Here is an 18,071-nt window from a genome sequence, read left to right as displayed (position 1 = left end):
CCGGCTTGCTGGCGATGGCGGCGTATCGGCCAATATCGCAAGCCAGCGCCCACATAAAGCAGTTCACGTCAGCATCAGCGACCGAGATAAACCTCGATCACCCGCTCATTTTCCTGCACCTGTTCCAGCGACCCTTCGGCCAGCACGCTGCCCTGGTGCAACACCGTCACGTGGTCGGCAATCGAGCCGACGAAGCCCATGTCGTGCTCCACCACCATCAGCGAGTGCTTGCCCGCGAGGCGCTTGAACAGTTCGGCGGTGAATTCGGTTTCGGCGTCGGTCATGCCCGCCACCGGTTCGTCNAGCAGCAGCAGCTGCGGGTCTTGCATCAGCAGCATGCCGATCTCCAGNAACTGCTTCTGGCCGTGGGACAGCAGCCCGGCCGGGCGCTGTACCGAAGCGGTCAGGCGGATAGTCTCGAGCACTTCATCGATACGGTCTTTCTGCTCGCCGCTCAAGCGTGCGCGCAGGCTGGCCCACACGGACTTGTCGGTTTTCTGCGCCAGTTCCAGGTTTTCGAACACGCTCAGGGCTTCGAATACCGTGGGTTTCTGGAACTTGCGGCCGATGCCGGCCTGGGCGATCTGCACTTCGCTCATGCTGGTCAGGTCGAGGGTTTCGCCAAACCAGGCNTTGCCGTGGCTGGGGCGGGTCTTGCCGGTGATCACGTCCATCAGCGTGGTTTTGCCCGCGCCGTTGGGGCCGATGATGCAGCGCAGTTCGCCGACGCCGATGTACAGGTTCAGGTCATTGAGCGCCTTGAAACCGTCGAAGCTGACACTGATGTCTTCCAGGGTCAGGATGGTGCCGTGGCGGGTGTTGAGACCCTTGCCTGCGGCCTGCCCGAGGCCGATGGCGTCGCGGCTGCTGCCGGCGTCCTTGTTGGGCTCCACAGGAAAAAATGCCGGTTCGAGCATGAATTCAGCCGTCGCAGTGACTCTCATTGCTCACCTCTCTTTTTCAGCAGGCCGATCACGCCTTTGGGCAGNTACAGGGTGACGATGATGAACAGCGCACCGAGGAAGAACAGCCAGTATTCGGGGAACGCCACGGTGAACCAGCTCTTCATGCCGTTCACCACGCCGGCGCCCAGCAGCGGGCCGATCAGTGTGCCGCGCCCACCCAAGGCCACCCACACAGCGGCTTCGATGGAGTTGGTCGGCGACATTTCGCTGGGGTTGATGATCCCGACCTGCGGCACGTACAGCGCACCGGCCAGACCACACAGCACCGCGCTCAAGACCCAGACAAACAGCTTGAAACCCCGCGGGTCGTAGCCGCAGAACATCAGACGGTTTTCCGCGTCGCGCAATGCCGTCAGTACCCGGCCGAACTTGCTCTGCGCCAGGCGCCAGCCGGTGTACAAGCTGGCGACCAGCAACACCACCGTGGCAAAAAACAACACCGCTCGCGTGCCTGGCTCGGTAATGCCAAAGCCCAGGATGCTGCGAAAATTGGTGAAGCCGTTGTTGCCGCCAAACCCGGTCTCGTTGCGGAAAAAAAGCAGCATCCCGGCAAAGGTCAGGGCCTGGGTCATGATCGAGAAATACACGCCCTTGATCCGCGAACGGAAGGCGAAAAACCCGAAGACCAGCGCCAGCAAACCCGGCGCGAGCACCACCAGACACATCGACCAGAGGAAGCTGCTGGTGCCGGTCCAGTACCACGGCAACTCGGTCCACGACAGGAACGTCATGAACGCCGGTAGCTCGTCCCCGGACGCCTGACGCATCAGGTACATGCCCATCGCGTAACCGCCCAGGGCAAAGAACAGGCCGTGGCCGAGGGACAACATCCCTGCGTAACCCCACACCAGGTCCAGGGCCAGGGCGACGATGGCGTAGCACAGAATCTTGCCCACCAGCGTCAGGGTGTAGGCCGAGACGTGAAAAACGCTGACCGGAGATAACAGCGAGAGCAGCGGCAACGCCAGCAACAGAACGAGGATCACCGCGCCAACGGCAATCGTGACCTTGGGGCCGGCCTTTTGCGTGGCCGTAAGCATCAATGGCTGGTTCATCAGTCGATCACCCGTCCTTTCAGTGCGAAGAGTCCTTGCGGGCGTTTCTGGATAAACAGAATGATCAGCGCGAGGATCAGGATCTTGCCGAGTACGGCGCCGATCTGTGGCTCCAGAATCTTGTTGGCGATGCCCAGGCCAAAGGCGGCCATGACGCTGCCGGCCAACTGGCCGACACCGCCGAGCACCACCACCAGGAATGAGTCGATGATGTAGCTCTGGCCCAGGTCCGGGCCGACGTTGCCGATCTGGCTCAGCGCAACGCCGCCCAAACCTGCGATACCGGAGCCCAGGCCAAACGCGAGCATGTCCACGCGCCCGGTGGGTACGCCGCAGCAGGCGGCCATGTTGCGGTTCTGGGTGACGGCGCGCACGTTGAGACCCAGGCGGGTCTTGTTCAGCAGCAGCCAGGTCAGCACCACCACGCACAGCGCGAAGGCGATGATCACAATGCGGTTGTATGGCAGCACCAGGTTGGGCAGCACTTGAATGCCACCGGACAGCCATTCGGGATTGGACACTTCGACGTTCTGCGCACCGAACACCAGACGCACCAATTGAATCAGCATGAGGCTGATGCCCCAGGTCGCGAGCAGGGTTTCCAGCGGGCGGCCGTAGAGGTGGCGAATCACCGTACGCTCCAGGGCCATGCCGATGGCGGCGGTGACAAAAAACGCCACTGGCAGCGCGATCAACGGGTAGAACTCGATGGCCGCAGGCACGTAGCGCTGCATCATCAGTTGCACCACGTAAGTCGAATACGCGCCGAGCATCAGCATCTCTCCGTGGGCCATGTTAATCACGCCAAGCAGGCCGAACGTAATCGCCAGGCCCAAGGCGGCAAGCAACAGGATCGAGCCCAGGGACATGCCGCTGAAGGCCTGGCCGAGGATCTCGCCGATCAGCAATTTGCGTTTGACCTGGGCCAGGCTGGTTTCGGCGGCGGTGCGCACGTTGGCGTCTGCTTCGATGCCCGGCTCCAGCAGGCTTTCGAGGCGGGTGCGCGCGAGCGGATCGCCAGTTTCGCCAAGCAGACGCACCGCGGCGAGGCGCACGACGGGGTCGGTGTCGACCAGTTGCAGGTTGGCCAGCGCCAGGCTCAGGGCCGCGTGGACGCTTTCATCTTTTTCGCCCGCCAGTTGTTGGTCGAGGAATTTCAGCTGGGCCGGTTTGGCACTTTTCTGCAATTGCTGCGCGGCGGCCAGACGGATTTTGGCGTCGGCGGCGAGCAATTGGTGGCTGGCCAGCGCGGTGTCGATCAGACCCCGCAGGCGATTGTTCAGGCGCAGGGTTTTGGCTTGGCCGTCGACGGTCAACTCGCCTTGTTGCAGGGCGTTGATCAATTCGATACGAGCCGGATCGGGCTGCGCAGCCCAGGATTCGAGAAGCTTGGCTTGCTGCACGGGATTGGCGGCGACGAAGTCTTCGGCGTCGCCGGCCTGCGCGGCCATCGGCAGTAAAAGCGCGATGGCGAGAATAAGACGGTAAAGGGCGGAGGGCATAGTTAGTCGNCNNGCACGGNCNATGTGGGAGCTGGCTTGCCTGCGATGCAGNCACCTCGGTGTATCAGNTACACCGAGGTGATGCCATCGCAGGCAAGCCAGCTCCCACANNGNTTTGNGTCTGGCCTTAACTGTGTGTTCAGGCCCGACACCCAGTGGCTTAGTTGCTCTTCACCGCATAGTCCGGCTTCTTGTCGTTACCCGAAATGAACGGGCTCCACGGCTGGGCACGGATTGGCCCTTCGGTCTGCCACACGACGTTGAACTGACCGTCGGCCTGGATCTCGCCGATCATCACCGGCTTGTGCAGGTGGTGGTTGGTTTTATCCATGGTCAGTGTGTAACCCGACGGCGCGGCAAAGGTCTGGCCGGCCATGGCTTCGCGCACCTTGTCGACGTCGGTGGACTTGGCTTTCTCAACCGCTTGCGCCCACATGTGGATGCCTACATAGGTGGCTTCCATCGGGTCGTTGGTCACGGCTTTATCCGCGCCTGGCAGGTTGTGCGCCTTGGCGTAAGCCTTCCAGTCGGCGACGAATTTCTTGTTTACCGGGTTCTCCACCGACTGGAAGTAGTTCCAGGCCGCAAGGTTGCCCACCAGCGGCTTGGTGTCGATGCCGCGCAGCTCTTCTTCACCCACCGAGAACGCTACCACCGGCACGTCGGTGGCCTTCAAGCCCTGGTTGGCCAGCTCTTTGTAGAACGGCACGTTGGAGTCGCCGTTCACGGTTGAGATCACGGCGGTCTTGCCGCCGGCGGAGAATTTTTTGATGTTGGCAACAATGGTCTGGTAATCGGCGTGGCCGAACGGGGTGTAGACCTCTTCGATGTCTTTATCCGCGACGCCTTTTGAGTGCAGGAATGAACGCAGGATTTTGTTGGTGGTGCGCGGGTACACGTAGTCGGTGCCGAGCAGGAAGAAACGCTTGGCGCCGCCGCCTTCTTCGCTCATCAAGTATTCCACCGCCGGGATCGCCTGCTGGTTCGGCGCCGCACCGGTATAGAACACGTTTGGCGACATTTCTTCGCCTTCGTACTGCACCGGGTAGAACAGCAAGCCGTTGAGTTCTTCGAACACCGGCAACACCGATTTACGCGACACCGACGTCCAGCAGCCGAACACCACGGCAACCTTGTCCTGGGTCAGCAACTGGCGGCCTTTCTCGGCGAACAGCGGCCAGTTCGACGCGGGGTCCACGACCACCGCTTCCAGCATCTTGCCGTTCACGCCGCCCTTGGCGTTGATCTCGTCGATGGTCATCAACGCCATGTCTTTGAGCGAGGTTTCGGAGATCGCCATGGTCCCGGACAGCGAGTGCAGGATGCCGACCTTGATGGTCTCGGCGGCCTGTACGGTCCAGGTCAACCCCATCGCGGCAATGCTTGCCGTGAGTGTGAAAGCCTTGATCAAGCTACGACGCTTCATTGTGCGATCTCCATGAACATTAGAATTTTTTCTGGGTTGGCAGATGCGGACTACTGAAGGGTGTTTTGCAAAGGCTGTGCCCGGTCGGCAAAAGGCAGGGAAATGTCGTTTTAGAGCGGTCGCGCGCGGTGGCGGCGCACCATGAAGGGACGAAGATTTATTTTCGGTGCATCGGCGTGCGCAGCATCGGTGCTGGCTGCGTCAAAAGTAAAAAACCGGAGGGCGATACATATGTACCACCCGCTGCGCTCCGGGATCTTGATCATCGTGGCTTCTCAATCGAGTGAGCAGCGTATGAACGGCACCTCTACCAGTCCCCCTTCAGCCCCCCGGAAGACAACAACATTTCCTGCTTTTGGACCGACCTTCATCAGTGCGGATGACGCGGCCTATTGGGTTCACCGGCACATCGGCGCGAGCCGTGACAAAGCCTACGGCGGCGTGATCGTGCAGCGTGGCGACGGAAAATTTCAGCCTACATTGCCGGTGGCGGGTCGGATGGGGCATTTCGATTTCGACTTTCTGCTGACTCCCGGTACCCCCAATGAGTTGTTTGCCCCACCGGGTTACAGTGGCGCGGCGTATTACCTGTCTCATTCGGCCAGTCACGCCGACGTCCTGCGGGTTCATCCGGGCTGGACGACTGAGCAGGTCACGTTGAGCCTCGGTTTTTTTTCCAGAGCACATCTCCTGAGTCACATGCAGGACCCGGGCGCCTATGGCCAGCGTCATTATTTGTCGGGGCCGGATGGCTCGTTGATCAAGTACGAGTCAACTCAGCCTGCAGAAGAGAAAAATCTCTTTGAGCTGGGCTTCGAGGCTTTCGGGCCGTTCTCCGACGTTGAGCAGCTGATTCAGAAAGTCGCCCGGACCGGCACGCTGAGCGTACTGGTGGCCAATGAATCGTGGGGCGGCGTCCGAGGAAACGTGCCGGCGAACTGGACGCTCGGTACGGCTGCGGTGCGAAGTTCGACGTCGGTACAGCCGTTTTTTTGTGCGGTGTTCGACCAGGTGGACAAGGCCATCGAAGCCGCCGCCGCGACGGTAACCGCGTCCACCGGCAGCGTGTATCTGGGGTTTGTCGTGACCTCTGCCGGCAGCGCGGAGTGCATGGCGACCTATCCGGTACTTTCCAGCGAGCCCGCAGCCGAACTGCTCAAGACATTCCCGTTGAATGCTGATCGCACGCTGGAGCGCCTGCTCGATTTCGACCTGAACGGCGTCTACTTCATGCCGCAGGGCGATGCGACTCACAGCGCTAGCGAACCTTGGCTTTATGAGCGTTTTTTTTCACCGCAGGAGTTGGCTACGGGCATCAGGTTTTCGCTAGGGGATGTCCATCGGCAGGCGTACCCGGACTACCTGAAGGTCTACGCCCGGACCCGGGACGGCGCCGTGTTGCAATACCGCCCTTCGGCGCACCTTCGTGAAGTACCGCTGAAGGACAGCGCGGATTTCAACGTCCGGCTGAAGGCAGGCACGCTCAAGCCTTCGGATTACATCCGGCAGGTGGCAACGGCTGGCGAGTTGGCGGTATTGAAAGATAGCGCGTTGTGGGATGTTGTCGGGATCGTTGGCCCTGATTGGCGACCCTATGCCAGGTCGCGACGTTTGAGTCCCGCTTTCCTCATGGCGGACGATGCTGCACGTTTCGCTCATGAACATATCGGCAGCCGGCGTGAGCAGGGTTTTGTCGGGATGATTTTGCGGGATCGCAACCAACGCTTCGTCGCCACCGAGCCGGTGTTTGCCGCCAAACGGTTTGCACTGGACAGACTCTGCCCCCTCGATGCCACTGGCGCACCGATCATGTTGGTCGAGGGTCACTCTTTTCATGGGCTGTACGCTTCGCGCTGGCATGCGGATGCCGGAGCCATTGTGCGTACTGACTTGCAAGAGCAACTGACCCACGCACAAATGTTCACCACCGAAGACATTCGCTCGGTGTTCGAGAAGAGTGCGCATGTTGTCGATTTCTACCTGTCCGGCTCAGCCGACTCCCTGTTGGTTTATAGCCCCGACGTATCGAAAGTGGCGGCTCGCAACCGTCTGCAAAAGCGGGTGTCCGTACTCGTCGATGGCAAAACGCAGATAGACCAGGAGCTGGCGGCCGGCGCACTTGAGCCCGGTGCAGTGGTCGACGAACTGGCCGGCACGGGCAGATTACGCGTGGTGGTCGGCAGCGATGTGTGGGGGCCGCGGGGAACGGTGCCGGGGGATGAGTCAAATAACGAGGTCGCCCGCACAGACATTACCGCTCCGGTGCTGGGGGCTATTTTTACCAGCGCCGAAGACGCGGTGCTGAACGCCCGCCATCGCGCCAGGCTCGACTACCGAGCAGCTGCGGCGGGTTGGGGATTTATCCTCAAGCACAAGGAACGCGAGGAGTACGTGGCGACCGAAATGGTTACGCCCAGGCGCCTGGGGGCATTGAACCAGGCGAGCGACTTTGGCGCTCCCGTATTGATCGACGAGTTCAGGTCCTTCGGGCTTTATCACGCGGCAAGCTGGATGCCCAAAGATTTATCGACCGCGGAGGCCTGGTTTGCCCGGCATTTTGCGTCCATCCGCGATCTGGCCGCAGCGATCTACGACGAAAAGGGCACGCAACGTCTGACGCATTTTCAGGACTTGAACATTTTCATCGCGACGCTGGACGGGGCATTGTTGCTTTACCAGTACTCGGCCTCCTCAACACAATTCGACAATCAGGGATTGCCGCAACTGATGTCGGTCCAGGGCGAGGACACACCGCCCTATGCCAACGTCATTCAAATGCTTGCCAAGGCCGGAGAACTAAAGGTGCTGCGCACCAGTGAGCTGTGGGATGAGCCGGGCAGTGTCGGCCCAGACTGGGCACCTTTCGTGCAGATCCAGCGGCGAGCCCTCAGTCCGGTCTTTGTGTCGCAGGACGATGCCGCGTGCCATGCGCTGGCGCAGTTAGGCTCACGGCGTGAGCGGGTCTACGGCGGTCTGGTGTTGCGTCGCGCCGATGGCTTGTTTGTCGCAACGCTGCCGGTGCCCGTCGAGGTCGAGAACTTCCCTGCCAACTGGATTCGTCTGGATGAATTGCCTGAACAGGGTTTGTTTCTGGCGGGGAGTACAGTCGTCGCCCGGTACCATTCCCGAATGCCGGTCGAACCGATTTTCGCGCTGTCGAACCGCGAGCGGGATGTATACCTCGCGATGTTTTCCACGGATTTTATGGCGGAGATCCTGAGCGGTTCCGGGCGTTCCCCGTCTCTGTCGCCTGGCAAGGAATACCTGATGGGGCTCGATGGCAGTCTGATCAGCTACACCCTCAGTGCAAGCGCCAGCGAAAAGCAACTCGCCCGGGCATTGGTGCCACCCAGCCAGTTGCAGCGCCGGCACACCCCGATAGAGCTGAAAATGCGCAACGGCACGCAAACGCCGAGTGAGTACGTCAATCAGGTGGCAAGCGCCGGCCGGTTGCAAGTGATTCAGGGGAGCCGACTGTGGGGCGAGGCCAGGCAACTGTCACACTGGAGTGCTTATCCGGGGATTATCTCGACGGACGTGCATCGATTTGCCATTGCCGAGCCGGCGCTCAGCCCGGTCTTCACGCAGATGGACGATGCCCTGCGCCATGTCCATCGCACGGTGGGCGCCCGTGCCAGCCTGATGTTCGGTTTTGTGCTCAAGGCGCTGAACGGTGATCGGTACGTGACGACGCTGCCGATCGACGGGCGGCAAGGGCATCTCACGGTCGAGCGGGTATTTCCCAAAGGGTTATTACCGTCGGGGTATCGAGTCGAGGGCATTTATTTGTGTCCGTCGACACGTCCGGGACGATTGCCTCGCGACATTGCGCACAGCTTCATATCGCCTCGGGATCTGTCTTACGGGCTGGACGCTGTCGGTGTGCGCACGGCTGAAGGATCCACGTACCTCAACGTCTACATCTCCTGCGCCGACGGCGCCTTGTTGCGCTACGCCCCCAGGGCCAAGGCGCCGGAATGGACGCTGTTTCATGCCACGGTGGCTTACGAGAAAGTAGTGCAATCAGGCCGGGAATCGCTGATCGACTACCTGCGCAAAGTGATCGCCAACGGTGAGTTGCAAGTCGTGGTGCGCAGCGCTTTCTGGTCGCCGCTCAGGGTTGATGCCCGGGGTGTCAAAACCGGCATCGAGTTGATCAAGTGGGCGCTGGACAACCGGTTTGCGCTCGGCCCCGTCTTCGCTCGTGCCGATGATGCGGCTCGCTCGGCGCAGCGATTGATGGGCGAGTACGTCGGCCAACCGTATCTGGGCGGCGTGCTGATACACCCGGCGTCTTCTTCGTTCGTGGCCGTCGAACCGCTTGAGGACGGCGCCAACAGTGGGGCTGCCAGTGCGCTGTTTTACTCCGGGCCGGGCGGGCCTATTGCACCGGTCACGGTGCCCGGTGCGCGGCCTTTGCCGTTGCCGGTTTTTCCTCAGGGCTACAAATGGGCGGCTGTTCATCAGTTCTACAAGCGCTTCAATCTGTTCGTGAAGGACCCCAATGCGTCTGATCGGTTACTGATGGACAACCTGGCCCTGGCCGACCTGTGGTTCTGCAGAGACGTCGTGAAAAAGAGCGGCGTCTCCGGGGGGCGTTGCTATTTCACCGGTCGTGGCGGGGCCCTGTTCAAATTCACCCCCAGCTTCTCGCCGCAGGAAACGGCCTTGTTCAACGAGGAGGCAAAGGACGGGGTCGCTGCCTACCTCGCCGCGCTCGCCAGCGTCGGCCGGCTTGAGGTGCTGGACACCGATGGCTACTGGCAACGTCGCGGGCGATTGAAGGCGACCTGGCAGCCACCTGTGCAAACGACGGTGAAGCCCGATCGTGACGAACTGTGAAGTGCAGCGTTCATTGATCTGATCGCCGGATGAGCCGTGCCTTCCGGGCTGGAACGGCTCAGCGGCGTCGCATGAGGCCGATGAAAAACAATCCGCCAATCGCCGCCGTCGCCACGCCAATGGGCAGGTCTTCGGGGGCGATCAGGGTGCGTGCCGCGACGTCTACCCACACCAGGAACACACTGCCCAGCAGCACGCACACCGGCAGCAATCGCCGGTGCTCGGCCCCGACCAGACGCCGGGCGATGTGCGGCACCATCAGCCCGACAAAGCCGATCGAGCCACTGATCGACACCAACACGCCGGTCATCAGCGACGCAATCAGAAACACCCGCAGGCGCACGGTCCGCGCATTCAAACCGAGGGTGACGGCGGTCTGTTCGCCGGCCATCAGCGCATTCAAAGGGCGCGCCATGCCGAGCAAGAGCAGCAATCCCAGCAACACACTGGCGGCTGGCACCGCCAGCAGCTCCCAGCGCGCCAACCCGAGCCCGCCGAGCATCCAGAACATCACCGCCGAGGCTGCGCGGTGGTCGCCCATGAACAGCAGCAAGTTGGCTACCGCCATCATCACGAACGACACCGCCACGCCACATAGCAGAAGCCGGTCGCTGTCCAGCCGACCGTTGCGATTGGCGATCATCAGCACAATCAACATGCTCAACAGCGCGCCGATAAACGCCGCGATCGGCAAGGTCAGCAGGCCGACGATTTCACCGACGTGCAGCACCACAATCACTGCACCTAGGGTCGCGCCGGAAGTGACCCCGAGCAGGTGCGGGTCGGCCAATGGATTGCGCGTCACCGCTTGCAGCACCGCGCCGATCAGCGCCAGGCCAGCACCGACCAGTGCACCCAACAGCATGCGCGGCACACGGATCAACCATACGATGTGTTCCTGCCCGGCGGTCCAGTCCTGACCGCCGACCCCCAGCATCTTGTGCAGCAAGATCCGCCACACCACGTCCACCGGCACCCGCGCCGGGCCGAAGCCCAGCGACACCACGCACGACGCCAGCAACAGCGCGCCGAGCATCACCAGCAGCAAGGCATAGCGACGATCCATCATTTGCCGTGGAAACCTTTGGCCAGGGTTTCGACCGCCAGCACGTTGTCGATNCCCGGCGTGGCCTGCGCGTAAGGAATCACGATGAAACGTTGGTTCTTGATAGCGTCCACCGATTGCAGCGCCGGGTTGTTGAGCAGGAACTGTTCCTTCTGCTCGGCGGTGATTTCGCTGTAGTCGACAATCACGATCACCTGCGGGTTGCGCTCTACTACGGTCTCCCAGTTGACGCGGGTCCAGCTGGCGTCAATGTCTTCGAGGATATTGCGCCCACCCGCAGCGGCGATCAGCGCATGGGGCATGCCCAGGCGGCCGGAGGTCATGGCGCGGTCTTCGCCGCTGTCATAGAGAAACACCCGTGGTTTGCCTTCGGGCAGGTGCTTTTGCACCTCAGCGATTTGCGCTTGCATCTGTGCGATCAGGGCATTGGCGCGATCTTGCACGTCGAAAATCCTGCCGAGGTTGCGCAGGTCGTTNTAGGTGTCTTCCAGGGTCGCGGCCGGGCGCTTCATCACAAAGGCGCACGATTCGGTCAGCTCGTAGACGTTGATGCCCAACGGTTGCAGGGTTTGCGGCGTGAGGTCGCCACCCACGCGCATGCCGTAGTCCCAGCCGGCGAAGAAGAAATCCACGTTGGCGTTGAGCAGGGTTTCCACCGATGGGTATTTGGCTGCCAGCTCCGGCAAGCCGTCGAGGATGGTCTGCATTTCGGGCGTGACCGACTTCCATCCCGTGACGCCGCTGTAACCGGCCATGCTCGATTTGAGGCCCAGGGCGAGCATCATCTGGGTCATGTTGATGTCGTGGCTGACCGCGTGTTTCGGCGCCTGCGTGAAGGTCACTTCGCGGTTGCAGCTCTGGATCGTCAACGGGTATTTCGTGGCCTCGGCCAGCGCGTGGGCACTGCCCAGCAACAGCGTGAAGCAAAGCAGGGAACGCAATGTCATGGTTGGGTTATCCAGGTGATTCGTGGGTAGCCGTGCAAGGGGTGTTCATCGATCAGCGCTTCGACGCCGAACACGTCGCGCAGCAGCGGGGCGGTCAGGACTTCTTTTGGTGTGCCGCTGGCGACGATGCGACCGTGATTGATCACGTACAAACGATCGCAGAAAGCGGCCGCCAGATTGAGGTCGTGGATGCTGGCCAGGGTGCCGATTTTCAGGCGTTTGACCAGCTGCAACAGTTCCAGNTGATAGCGCGGGTCGAGGTGGTTGGTCGGCTCGTCGAGGATCAACAACTGAGGTTGCTGCGCCAATGCACGGGCCAGGATCACACGTTGTTTTTCACCGCCGGAGAGGGTGGCGAAGGCGTGGTCTTCGAAGCCTCTGAGGCCGACGGACGCCAATGCTTGAGTCGCCAGATGTCGGTCTTCAATGGTGTCGCCGTCGAACAGGCCTTTGTGCGGCGTGCGGCCCATGGCGACCACCTCGTCGACGGTCAGGCCGAAGGCGTCGGGGAACTCCTGCAACACCACGGCGATGCGTTGCGCGCACCAGCGCGAGGATTGCTTCCAGACGTTGTGGTGGTCGAGTCGGACCTCGCCGTTTTCGGGTTTGCTGAAGCGATAAGCACAGCGCAACAGGCTGGTCTTGCCGCTGCCATTGGGGCCGATCAACCCGACGAACTCACCGGCGGCCACCTGCAGGGACGCATCACGCAGCTGGAACTGGTGATGGCAGTGGCCGTGGCCCAAGGGCGTCCAGGCGAGGTTTGTGAGGTTCAGCGAGGTCATGCATCTACTCTGAAATGTTCGGTATTGCTGATGATGTCATCGCGAGAAAGCTCGCTCCCACAGGGACTGTGCAAAACCTGTGGNAGCAGGGCTGCGGGTCAGGCGGTGCATTTAGAGTTATGCAGTAACACTAAAATTCACCGGCAGCTAAGCGCGGAAAGTCTACAGATCCCTCTAAACCGCGCATCTCGCCTGCTTCATGATGAAGATGAGGCCGATTCAGTTTGCCGGGTGAATCGCGAAAACAGCACGCGATCCAGCACCCACACCACCACCAGCGAGGCGCCCACCAACGGAAACGCCACGGCCAGGGCGAACATGATGACCATCGCGGTTTTCCATTTCGGCAGGTCGTGGCGCAGCGGTGGAACACCGAACTTGCCTTGTGGACGACGCTTCCACCAGATCACTACGCCACTGACCGCACTGAGCAAAATCATCAGGCAAATCAGCAGCACGATCAGCTGGTTCACCCAGCCGAACATCTTGCCTTCGTGCAGCATCACGCCCGTCTCGGTGGCGCGGGCAACCGTGTTGTAATGTTCCCAACGCACGTCGGCNAGTACGTCGCCGGTGTACTGGTCCACGTGCAGGGTGGCGTCGTTGCGCGGGTCGTTGGCAAATACNGCGANCGTGAATACGCCGGTCGCACTTTTCGGGAAGGTGATGCTGTAACCCGGTTCGACCTTGCGTTGCACGGCGATGTTCTGCACGTCTTGCAGGCTGATAGTCGGCGCGGCGGTGGCGGCTTGCGCACCTTCGTGGGCCATGTGTTCGGCGTGATCGCCGGACGTTGGCATCGGGGTGTTTTCCATCGCCCAAGGTACAGTCTGGCGTGTGGCGGTATTCAGGCTGCGGGCCTCAACGTCAGACTTCGGCACGTTGTCCCACATCGCCGCCGGAAACACGTTCCATACTTGCGCATATTNCTNNCCCCAGAAGCCGGTCCAAGTCATGCCGCTGAGCAGCATCACCAGCAAAAACGNTGCGCCCCAGAAACCGGTCACGGCATGCAAATCACGCCACAGCACCCGACCGCGACTGGTCAGGCGGGGCCACAAAATACCGGCCGCCTGGCCACGCGGCCACCACAGGAACACGCCGGAAACCACCAGCACCACGCCCCAGCCGGCGGCCAGTTCGACCAATCGATCACCGACGGTGCCTATCATCAATTCGCCGTGAATCGCTCGCGCCACCGCTTGCAGATTCATCTTGGCGTCTTGCTCGCCGAGGATGTCGCCCTGGTAGGGATCAATGAATACGTTGAGCTCGGTGCCGCCATTGATCACGACAAACTGAGCGCTGCGCTCGGCGTTCACCGGTGGCAGGTACTGTTTGATCGTGGCTTGTGGATACGCCTGTTTCACCCGTTTGAGCAGATCGTCGGCCGGGACGCTGTGATGCCCGGCCGGTACGTTCATCAGGCTGCCGTACATCAACGGATCGAGTTGCGGCTTGAACAGGTAAATGACGCCGGTCAAGGCCAACATCACCATGAAGGGCGCGACGAACAGACCGGCATAGAAATGCCAGCGCCAGGCCAGGTTGTAGAAATTTACTTTGGGCTGTTTCATCACGTGTGCTCCGCTTTGGCTTGGATCTTTTAGTTGTTTGTTTTTGCGGTTGCTGCGCAACCGATCGCGGGCAAGCCCGCTCCCACATGGGCGGCGTTGAACCTGTGGGAGCGAGCTTGCTCGCGAAGCGCTTAGAAGCTCATGTCCACCTTGGTCCAGAGCGTTCGTCCCGGTTCTTTAATGGCCTGCGGGTCATTGGCCGGGTAGCCAAAACCGGCGTTGCCGGCCAGGTTCAAATGCTCGGCGTACGCCTTGCCGAACAGGTTGTCGACGCCACTGCTGACCTTCCAGTTTTTGTTAATCCGGTACGCACCATTGAGCGAGAACACGCCAAAGCCGGCGCTTTTATCGAAGTCCTTGCCGACCACGTTGCCTTTGTTCTGGTCGATGCGGTTTTGCGCCGCGACCACTCGCCACAAGGCGCCGGCGCTCCAGTCATCCTGGCTGTAAGTCAGGCCGAAACGCGCGTCCAGCGGTGGCATTTGCGGCAACGCGTTGCCATCGCTGCTGTTCTTGCCCCAGGCGTAGGCCAGGGTCGCGTCGGCTTTCCAGTTTGAAGTCAGTTGGTAGGCCGTACCGAGTTCGCCGCCCATGATCCGCGCGTCGACATTGCGAGCCTGGGAGGTGGTGCCCATCATTCCGGGCTTGTAGTCGAACAGGATGAAATCGCGCACCTGGCCGACATAACCCGAGGCCCAGGCTTCGAGGTCGGCGGTTTTGTATTGGGCGCCGAAATCGAGCTGGGTGGTTTTTTCAGGCTTGATCGAATCGAAGGCATTTACCGATCCGGCGGGGCCGGACTTGGGTGAAAACAGTTCCCAGTAATCCGGAAAACGCTGGGTGTGACCGAGGCCGGCGTAGAGCGTGGTCGGGCTGTCGGCGAGGTCATGCTCGTAGCGCACGAAGCCGCTTGGCAAGGTGTCGGCGCGTGTGTCGTCGGCGGTCGGGTTGGGCCGGGCCATCGTTCCCGAGCCGGTGGTTTGCCGGAAGTCCTTGGCCGAGGCGCGGTCCAGGCGCGCGCCGGTGATCAGGCGGTCGCGGTCCGCGGCGTACCAGGTCAGTTCGCCAAACACACCGTAGTTATGGAAATTGGCGTCCTTGNTGTNCGGCACATCCTTATAGGTATCGATGCCCATGCCCATGCGTTTGCGGTGTTCGTCTGTCTGCGCATCCAGGCCGCCGATCAGTTGCACATCGGCCCAGCGCCAGGTTGCCTTGATCCGCGCACCCAAGGTGCGCCGGTCGACGTTGGAGGCCATGGGGCCAGCCATCATCCCGGTGCCCGACGGTGTGCGCAGGCTGTAGTTGTCCATCACGTGGTCGGCGTAGTTGTAGTAAACCTGCGCTTCGACCTTGTCCAGCACCTCGCCGATGTTGGATTTTTCGAAGCGCAGGCCCAGGCTTTCACGCTTGAACTGCGAGCCGTCCATGCCGCGCCCGGCGTAACGTGCTTCGCCATCGCCACGCCCGGCGGTGAGTTCCAGCAGGGTGTCGGCGTCAGGGGTGAAACCGACGGCGACGTCGCCGTTCCACTTGTCGTAGCGCGAGGCGACGCTGTGGTTATTGCCGTCTTTGTAATCGTCGGCGTGCGCGGTGTTGCCGATCACGCGCACGTAGCCCAGCGGCCCGCCGGCAGCGGCGTCCACCACTTTGTCAAAGCGCCCGTTGGAGCCGGCCAATACGCTGGCGTTCACACGGGTACCGAGTTCGCCGAAACTTTCCGGCTCACGCTCGAAGAGGATGGTGCCGGCCGATGCGCCCGGTCCCCACAGTACGGTTTGCGGGCCTTTGATCACGGTGAGCTTGTCGTAGGTTTCCGGCGAGATATACGAGGTGGGCGCATCCATTCGGCCCGGGCAGGCGCCGAGCATCACGCCGCCGTTGGTGAGGATATTCAGGCGCGAGCCGAACATGCCGCGCAGCACCGGGTCGCCGTTAGTACCGCCGTTGCGTACCAGGGCGAAGCCGGGGATGGTTTTCAGGTAGTCGCCACCGTCACTGGCCGGAACGGGTTGGCGCGGGTCCTTGGGGTTGGTGACGATGGTCAGCGGCGAACTTGGCGCGATGGCGGTGATGACCGTCGGGCTCAGTTCTTCACTGTGGCCCGCGTGTTCGTTGGCCAGCACCGTGGGTGTCAGCAATGCGCCGCAAAGGACGGCGGTGGCGTGCCTGAAACGAATACTCGATTCGTTCGGGGCAAAAGAAGCTTGGGCAGGGCTCAAGCGTGTGTCAGCAGAAAACCTGGACATGACAATTTCCATCGAACAGTCGTAAACGACACGGCCGACAGCCTGTGGCTGTCTGCAAAACCGTGTGAAATCAGAGGTGCGTGTTTACGCGACGATGGGCGGGGCGCGGGTTCGGGCGCCGGGGAAGACGGTGTGCCGGGCATGGCCCAGGCGAGGGGAGGGAGCGGTGAAGGTGGTGGCTGTTGGCGTGTCGAACGTGACGAAGGTCTGGCCGCCGGTCAGGGCCGGGCAATTGAACAGCAGGCTGCAATAGCCACATTTTTCCCAGAGCGCATGATGCGAGGCTTCGGGTGGGCAATGTTCGGCGGCGGCTTGTGCGCTGTGGTCGGCGTGCTCCATGGCCGACATGTCCATGCTCATGTCCATCGACATGCTCATCGACATCGACGAGGCGCGCTGATCCATCGGCATCGCTTGGGAAATCAGCGGACCGATAAAGATCATCAGCATGGCGAACAGGCTGATCCAGCTGCCGCGCATCAGGCTTGACGACTGACGACGGTGTGCGGATGACCTGGCGCTAAGCGGGCGCATGGGCGTGTTCAGCTCAGTCGATTACTGGGCGTGGGCGTGCATCTGCATGTCTTCCGGCGGCTTCTTCTGCACCGAGACTTCGACGGTGACATCACCGGCCTTTTCGAAATGCATCGTCAACGGGAAACGCTTGCCGTCGCTCAGCAGGCTGCGGTCTTTCAGGTTCACGAGCATCACGTGATAGGCCATCGGCGCAAACGTGACGTTGCCACCGGCAGGAATCTCGACGCTCGGTACCTGCTGCATTTTCATCAGGTCGTTTTGCATGATGTGCTCATGCAATTGCGCTTCACCGGCAATCGGCGAGTCGACGCTAAGCAGGCGGTCGGTGGTTTTACCTGGGTTCTGAATGACAAAGTAGGCCGCTACGGTTGGCGCGTTGGGCGGCAACTCCTGCGACCACGGGTGAGCGATCTCCAGTTCGCCGGCTTTGTATTCGTGGGCATTGGCAAAGCAGGCAGGCAGCAGCAACGCAACCAGAACGATGAGTTTGTTCAACATGGCAGTTCTCCAGAGCGATTCAAGACGCAGGTCAATTGCGAGAAGGAATCACACCAGAGGGGATGCGCGGGGGTTGAGGCTCGGCCATTGCTGGCGCGGGGTGGGGGTGTCGAGAGTGCTGGCAGGCACGCTTCGATTGGCCTCGAAGCGAGCGAAATACAGCTGCGGCACATGCCCCGGCAGCGCCACCAATGGCGCGGAACCTGAACAGCACCAGCAATGCTGCATGTTGGAATGGTCGTCGTTCTGCGGGGCTTTCTGCTCAAGGTCGCCCAGGGAAATCGCCACCATCTTCGTGCCGCTGGACGTACAGAAACTGCCCCACAACAATTGCTCGGCGGGTGATTTCGCCGACTGCACCATGGCTCCGGTCATCGGCATGGCGAGCATGTTGAACAGCACTGCGAAGCAGGCGATCCAGGCAATTGCGAGCCGTTGTCGGGACATGGGACAAAATCCGTTGGGTGGGCGATCAGGCGCGGCTATTTAGCCTGATCAGGGCCGATAAGTAAAAAAGCGGCGTGCGGTGTGGTGTCGCAGTGCGATCAGAGAGCCGTGGCATGCAAGCGCAGGCCCAAGGCTTTCATAACCTTCATGATAGTCGCGAATTCCGGATTGCCAG

The 18,071-nt window shown here is 61.3% G+C and carries 13 protein-coding genes and 1 pseudogene; 1 reads left to right on the top strand and 13 read right to left on the bottom strand.

The annotated features are described in order from the left end of the window. Positions 1 to 74: 74 nt before the first annotated feature. The 4 genes from urtD to urtA all read right to left on the bottom strand — a co-directional run bounded on the left by urtD (position 75) and on the right by urtA (position 4,948). A complete protein-coding gene (urtD, locus tag B7L09_RS14285) occupies positions 75 to 944 on the bottom strand; it encodes an urea ABC transporter ATP-binding protein UrtD (protein WP_094469352.1) in 870 nt (289 codons plus the stop codon). After that, complete coding sequence (gene urtC / locus B7L09_RS14280; RefSeq protein WP_094469351.1) at positions 941 to 2,020, bottom strand: urea ABC transporter permease subunit UrtC; 1,080 nt, start codon at positions 2,018 to 2,020, stop codon at positions 941 to 943. Before urtC ends, urtD begins: the two co-directional genes overlap by 4 nt. Next, complete coding sequence (urtB, locus tag B7L09_RS14275) at positions 2,020 to 3,522, bottom strand: urea ABC transporter permease subunit UrtB (RefSeq protein WP_094469350.1); 1,503 nt, start codon at positions 3,520 to 3,522, stop codon at positions 2,020 to 2,022. Before urtB ends, urtC begins: the two co-directional genes overlap by 1 nt. A 160-nt stretch (positions 3,523 to 3,682) precedes the next feature. Further along, on the bottom strand, positions 3,683 to 4,948 hold the full coding sequence (gene urtA, locus B7L09_RS14270; RefSeq protein ID WP_094469349.1) for an urea ABC transporter substrate-binding protein: 1,266 nt from the start codon (positions 4,946 to 4,948) through the stop codon (positions 3,683 to 3,685). 294 nt (positions 4,949 to 5,242) lie between these two features. Here urtA and B7L09_RS14265 point away from each other — a divergent pair, with 294 nt between their 5' ends. Then, positions 5,243 to 9,790, top strand: coding sequence for a hypothetical protein (locus B7L09_RS14265; protein WP_176457706.1), 4,548 nt, complete (start codon positions 5,243 to 5,245; stop codon positions 9,788 to 9,790). Between the two features lie 58 nt (positions 9,791 to 9,848). Here B7L09_RS14265 and B7L09_RS14260 read toward each other — a convergent pair whose 3' ends face one another. The 9 genes and pseudogenes from B7L09_RS14260 to B7L09_RS32390 all read right to left on the bottom strand — a co-directional run. After that, positions 9,849 to 10,859: a FecCD family ABC transporter permease gene (locus B7L09_RS14260; protein ID WP_094469347.1), complete on the bottom strand. Its 1,011-nt coding sequence runs from the start codon at positions 10,857 to 10,859 to the stop codon at positions 9,849 to 9,851. Beyond that, a complete protein-coding gene (locus tag B7L09_RS14255; protein ID WP_094469346.1) occupies positions 10,856 to 11,803 on the bottom strand; it encodes an ABC transporter substrate-binding protein in 948 nt (315 codons plus the stop codon). Before B7L09_RS14255 ends, B7L09_RS14260 begins: the two co-directional genes overlap by 4 nt. Next, a complete protein-coding gene (locus tag B7L09_RS14250; RefSeq protein ID WP_094469345.1) occupies positions 11,800 to 12,588 on the bottom strand; it encodes an ABC transporter ATP-binding protein in 789 nt (262 codons plus the stop codon). The genes B7L09_RS14255 and B7L09_RS14250 overlap by 4 nt, the downstream gene beginning before the upstream one ends. 197 nt (positions 12,589 to 12,785) lie before the next feature. Further along, positions 12,786 to 14,165: a PepSY-associated TM helix domain-containing protein gene (locus tag B7L09_RS14245; RefSeq protein ID WP_094469344.1), complete on the bottom strand. Its 1,380-nt coding sequence runs from the start codon at positions 14,163 to 14,165 to the stop codon at positions 12,786 to 12,788. Positions 14,166 to 14,296: 131 nt separating this feature from the next. After that, complete coding sequence (locus B7L09_RS14240) at positions 14,297 to 16,414, bottom strand: TonB-dependent copper receptor (protein ID WP_094469343.1); 2,118 nt, start codon at positions 16,412 to 16,414, stop codon at positions 14,297 to 14,299. An 84-nt stretch (positions 16,415 to 16,498) separates the two neighbouring features. Next, entirely contained in the window at positions 16,499 to 16,948 is a 450-nt protein-coding gene (locus tag B7L09_RS14235) for a DUF2946 domain-containing protein (RefSeq protein WP_094469342.1), read from the bottom strand. A 21-nt stretch (positions 16,949 to 16,969) separates the two neighbouring features. Then, positions 16,970 to 17,449, bottom strand: a complete 480-nt coding sequence (locus B7L09_RS14230; RefSeq protein WP_094469341.1) for a copper chaperone PCu(A)C — start codon at positions 17,447 to 17,449, stop codon at positions 16,970 to 16,972. Positions 17,450 to 17,497: 48 nt separating this feature from the next. Beyond that, positions 17,498 to 17,896: a DUF2946 domain-containing protein gene (locus tag B7L09_RS14225; RefSeq protein ID WP_094469340.1), complete on the bottom strand. Its 399-nt coding sequence runs from the start codon at positions 17,894 to 17,896 to the stop codon at positions 17,498 to 17,500. 98 nt (positions 17,897 to 17,994) lie between these two features. Further along, positions 17,995 to 18,071, bottom strand: a pseudogene (locus B7L09_RS32390) (addiction module antidote protein); the annotation flags it as partial.

It is taken from the genome of Pseudomonas mandelii, from assembly GCF_002251635.1.
GTDB classification, from domain to species: Bacteria; Pseudomonadota; Gammaproteobacteria; order Pseudomonadales; family Pseudomonadaceae; genus Aquipseudomonas; species Aquipseudomonas mandelii_B.
Note: the sequence above shows the minus strand (reverse complement) of the source record. Positions and strands in the feature narration are given on the sequence as shown.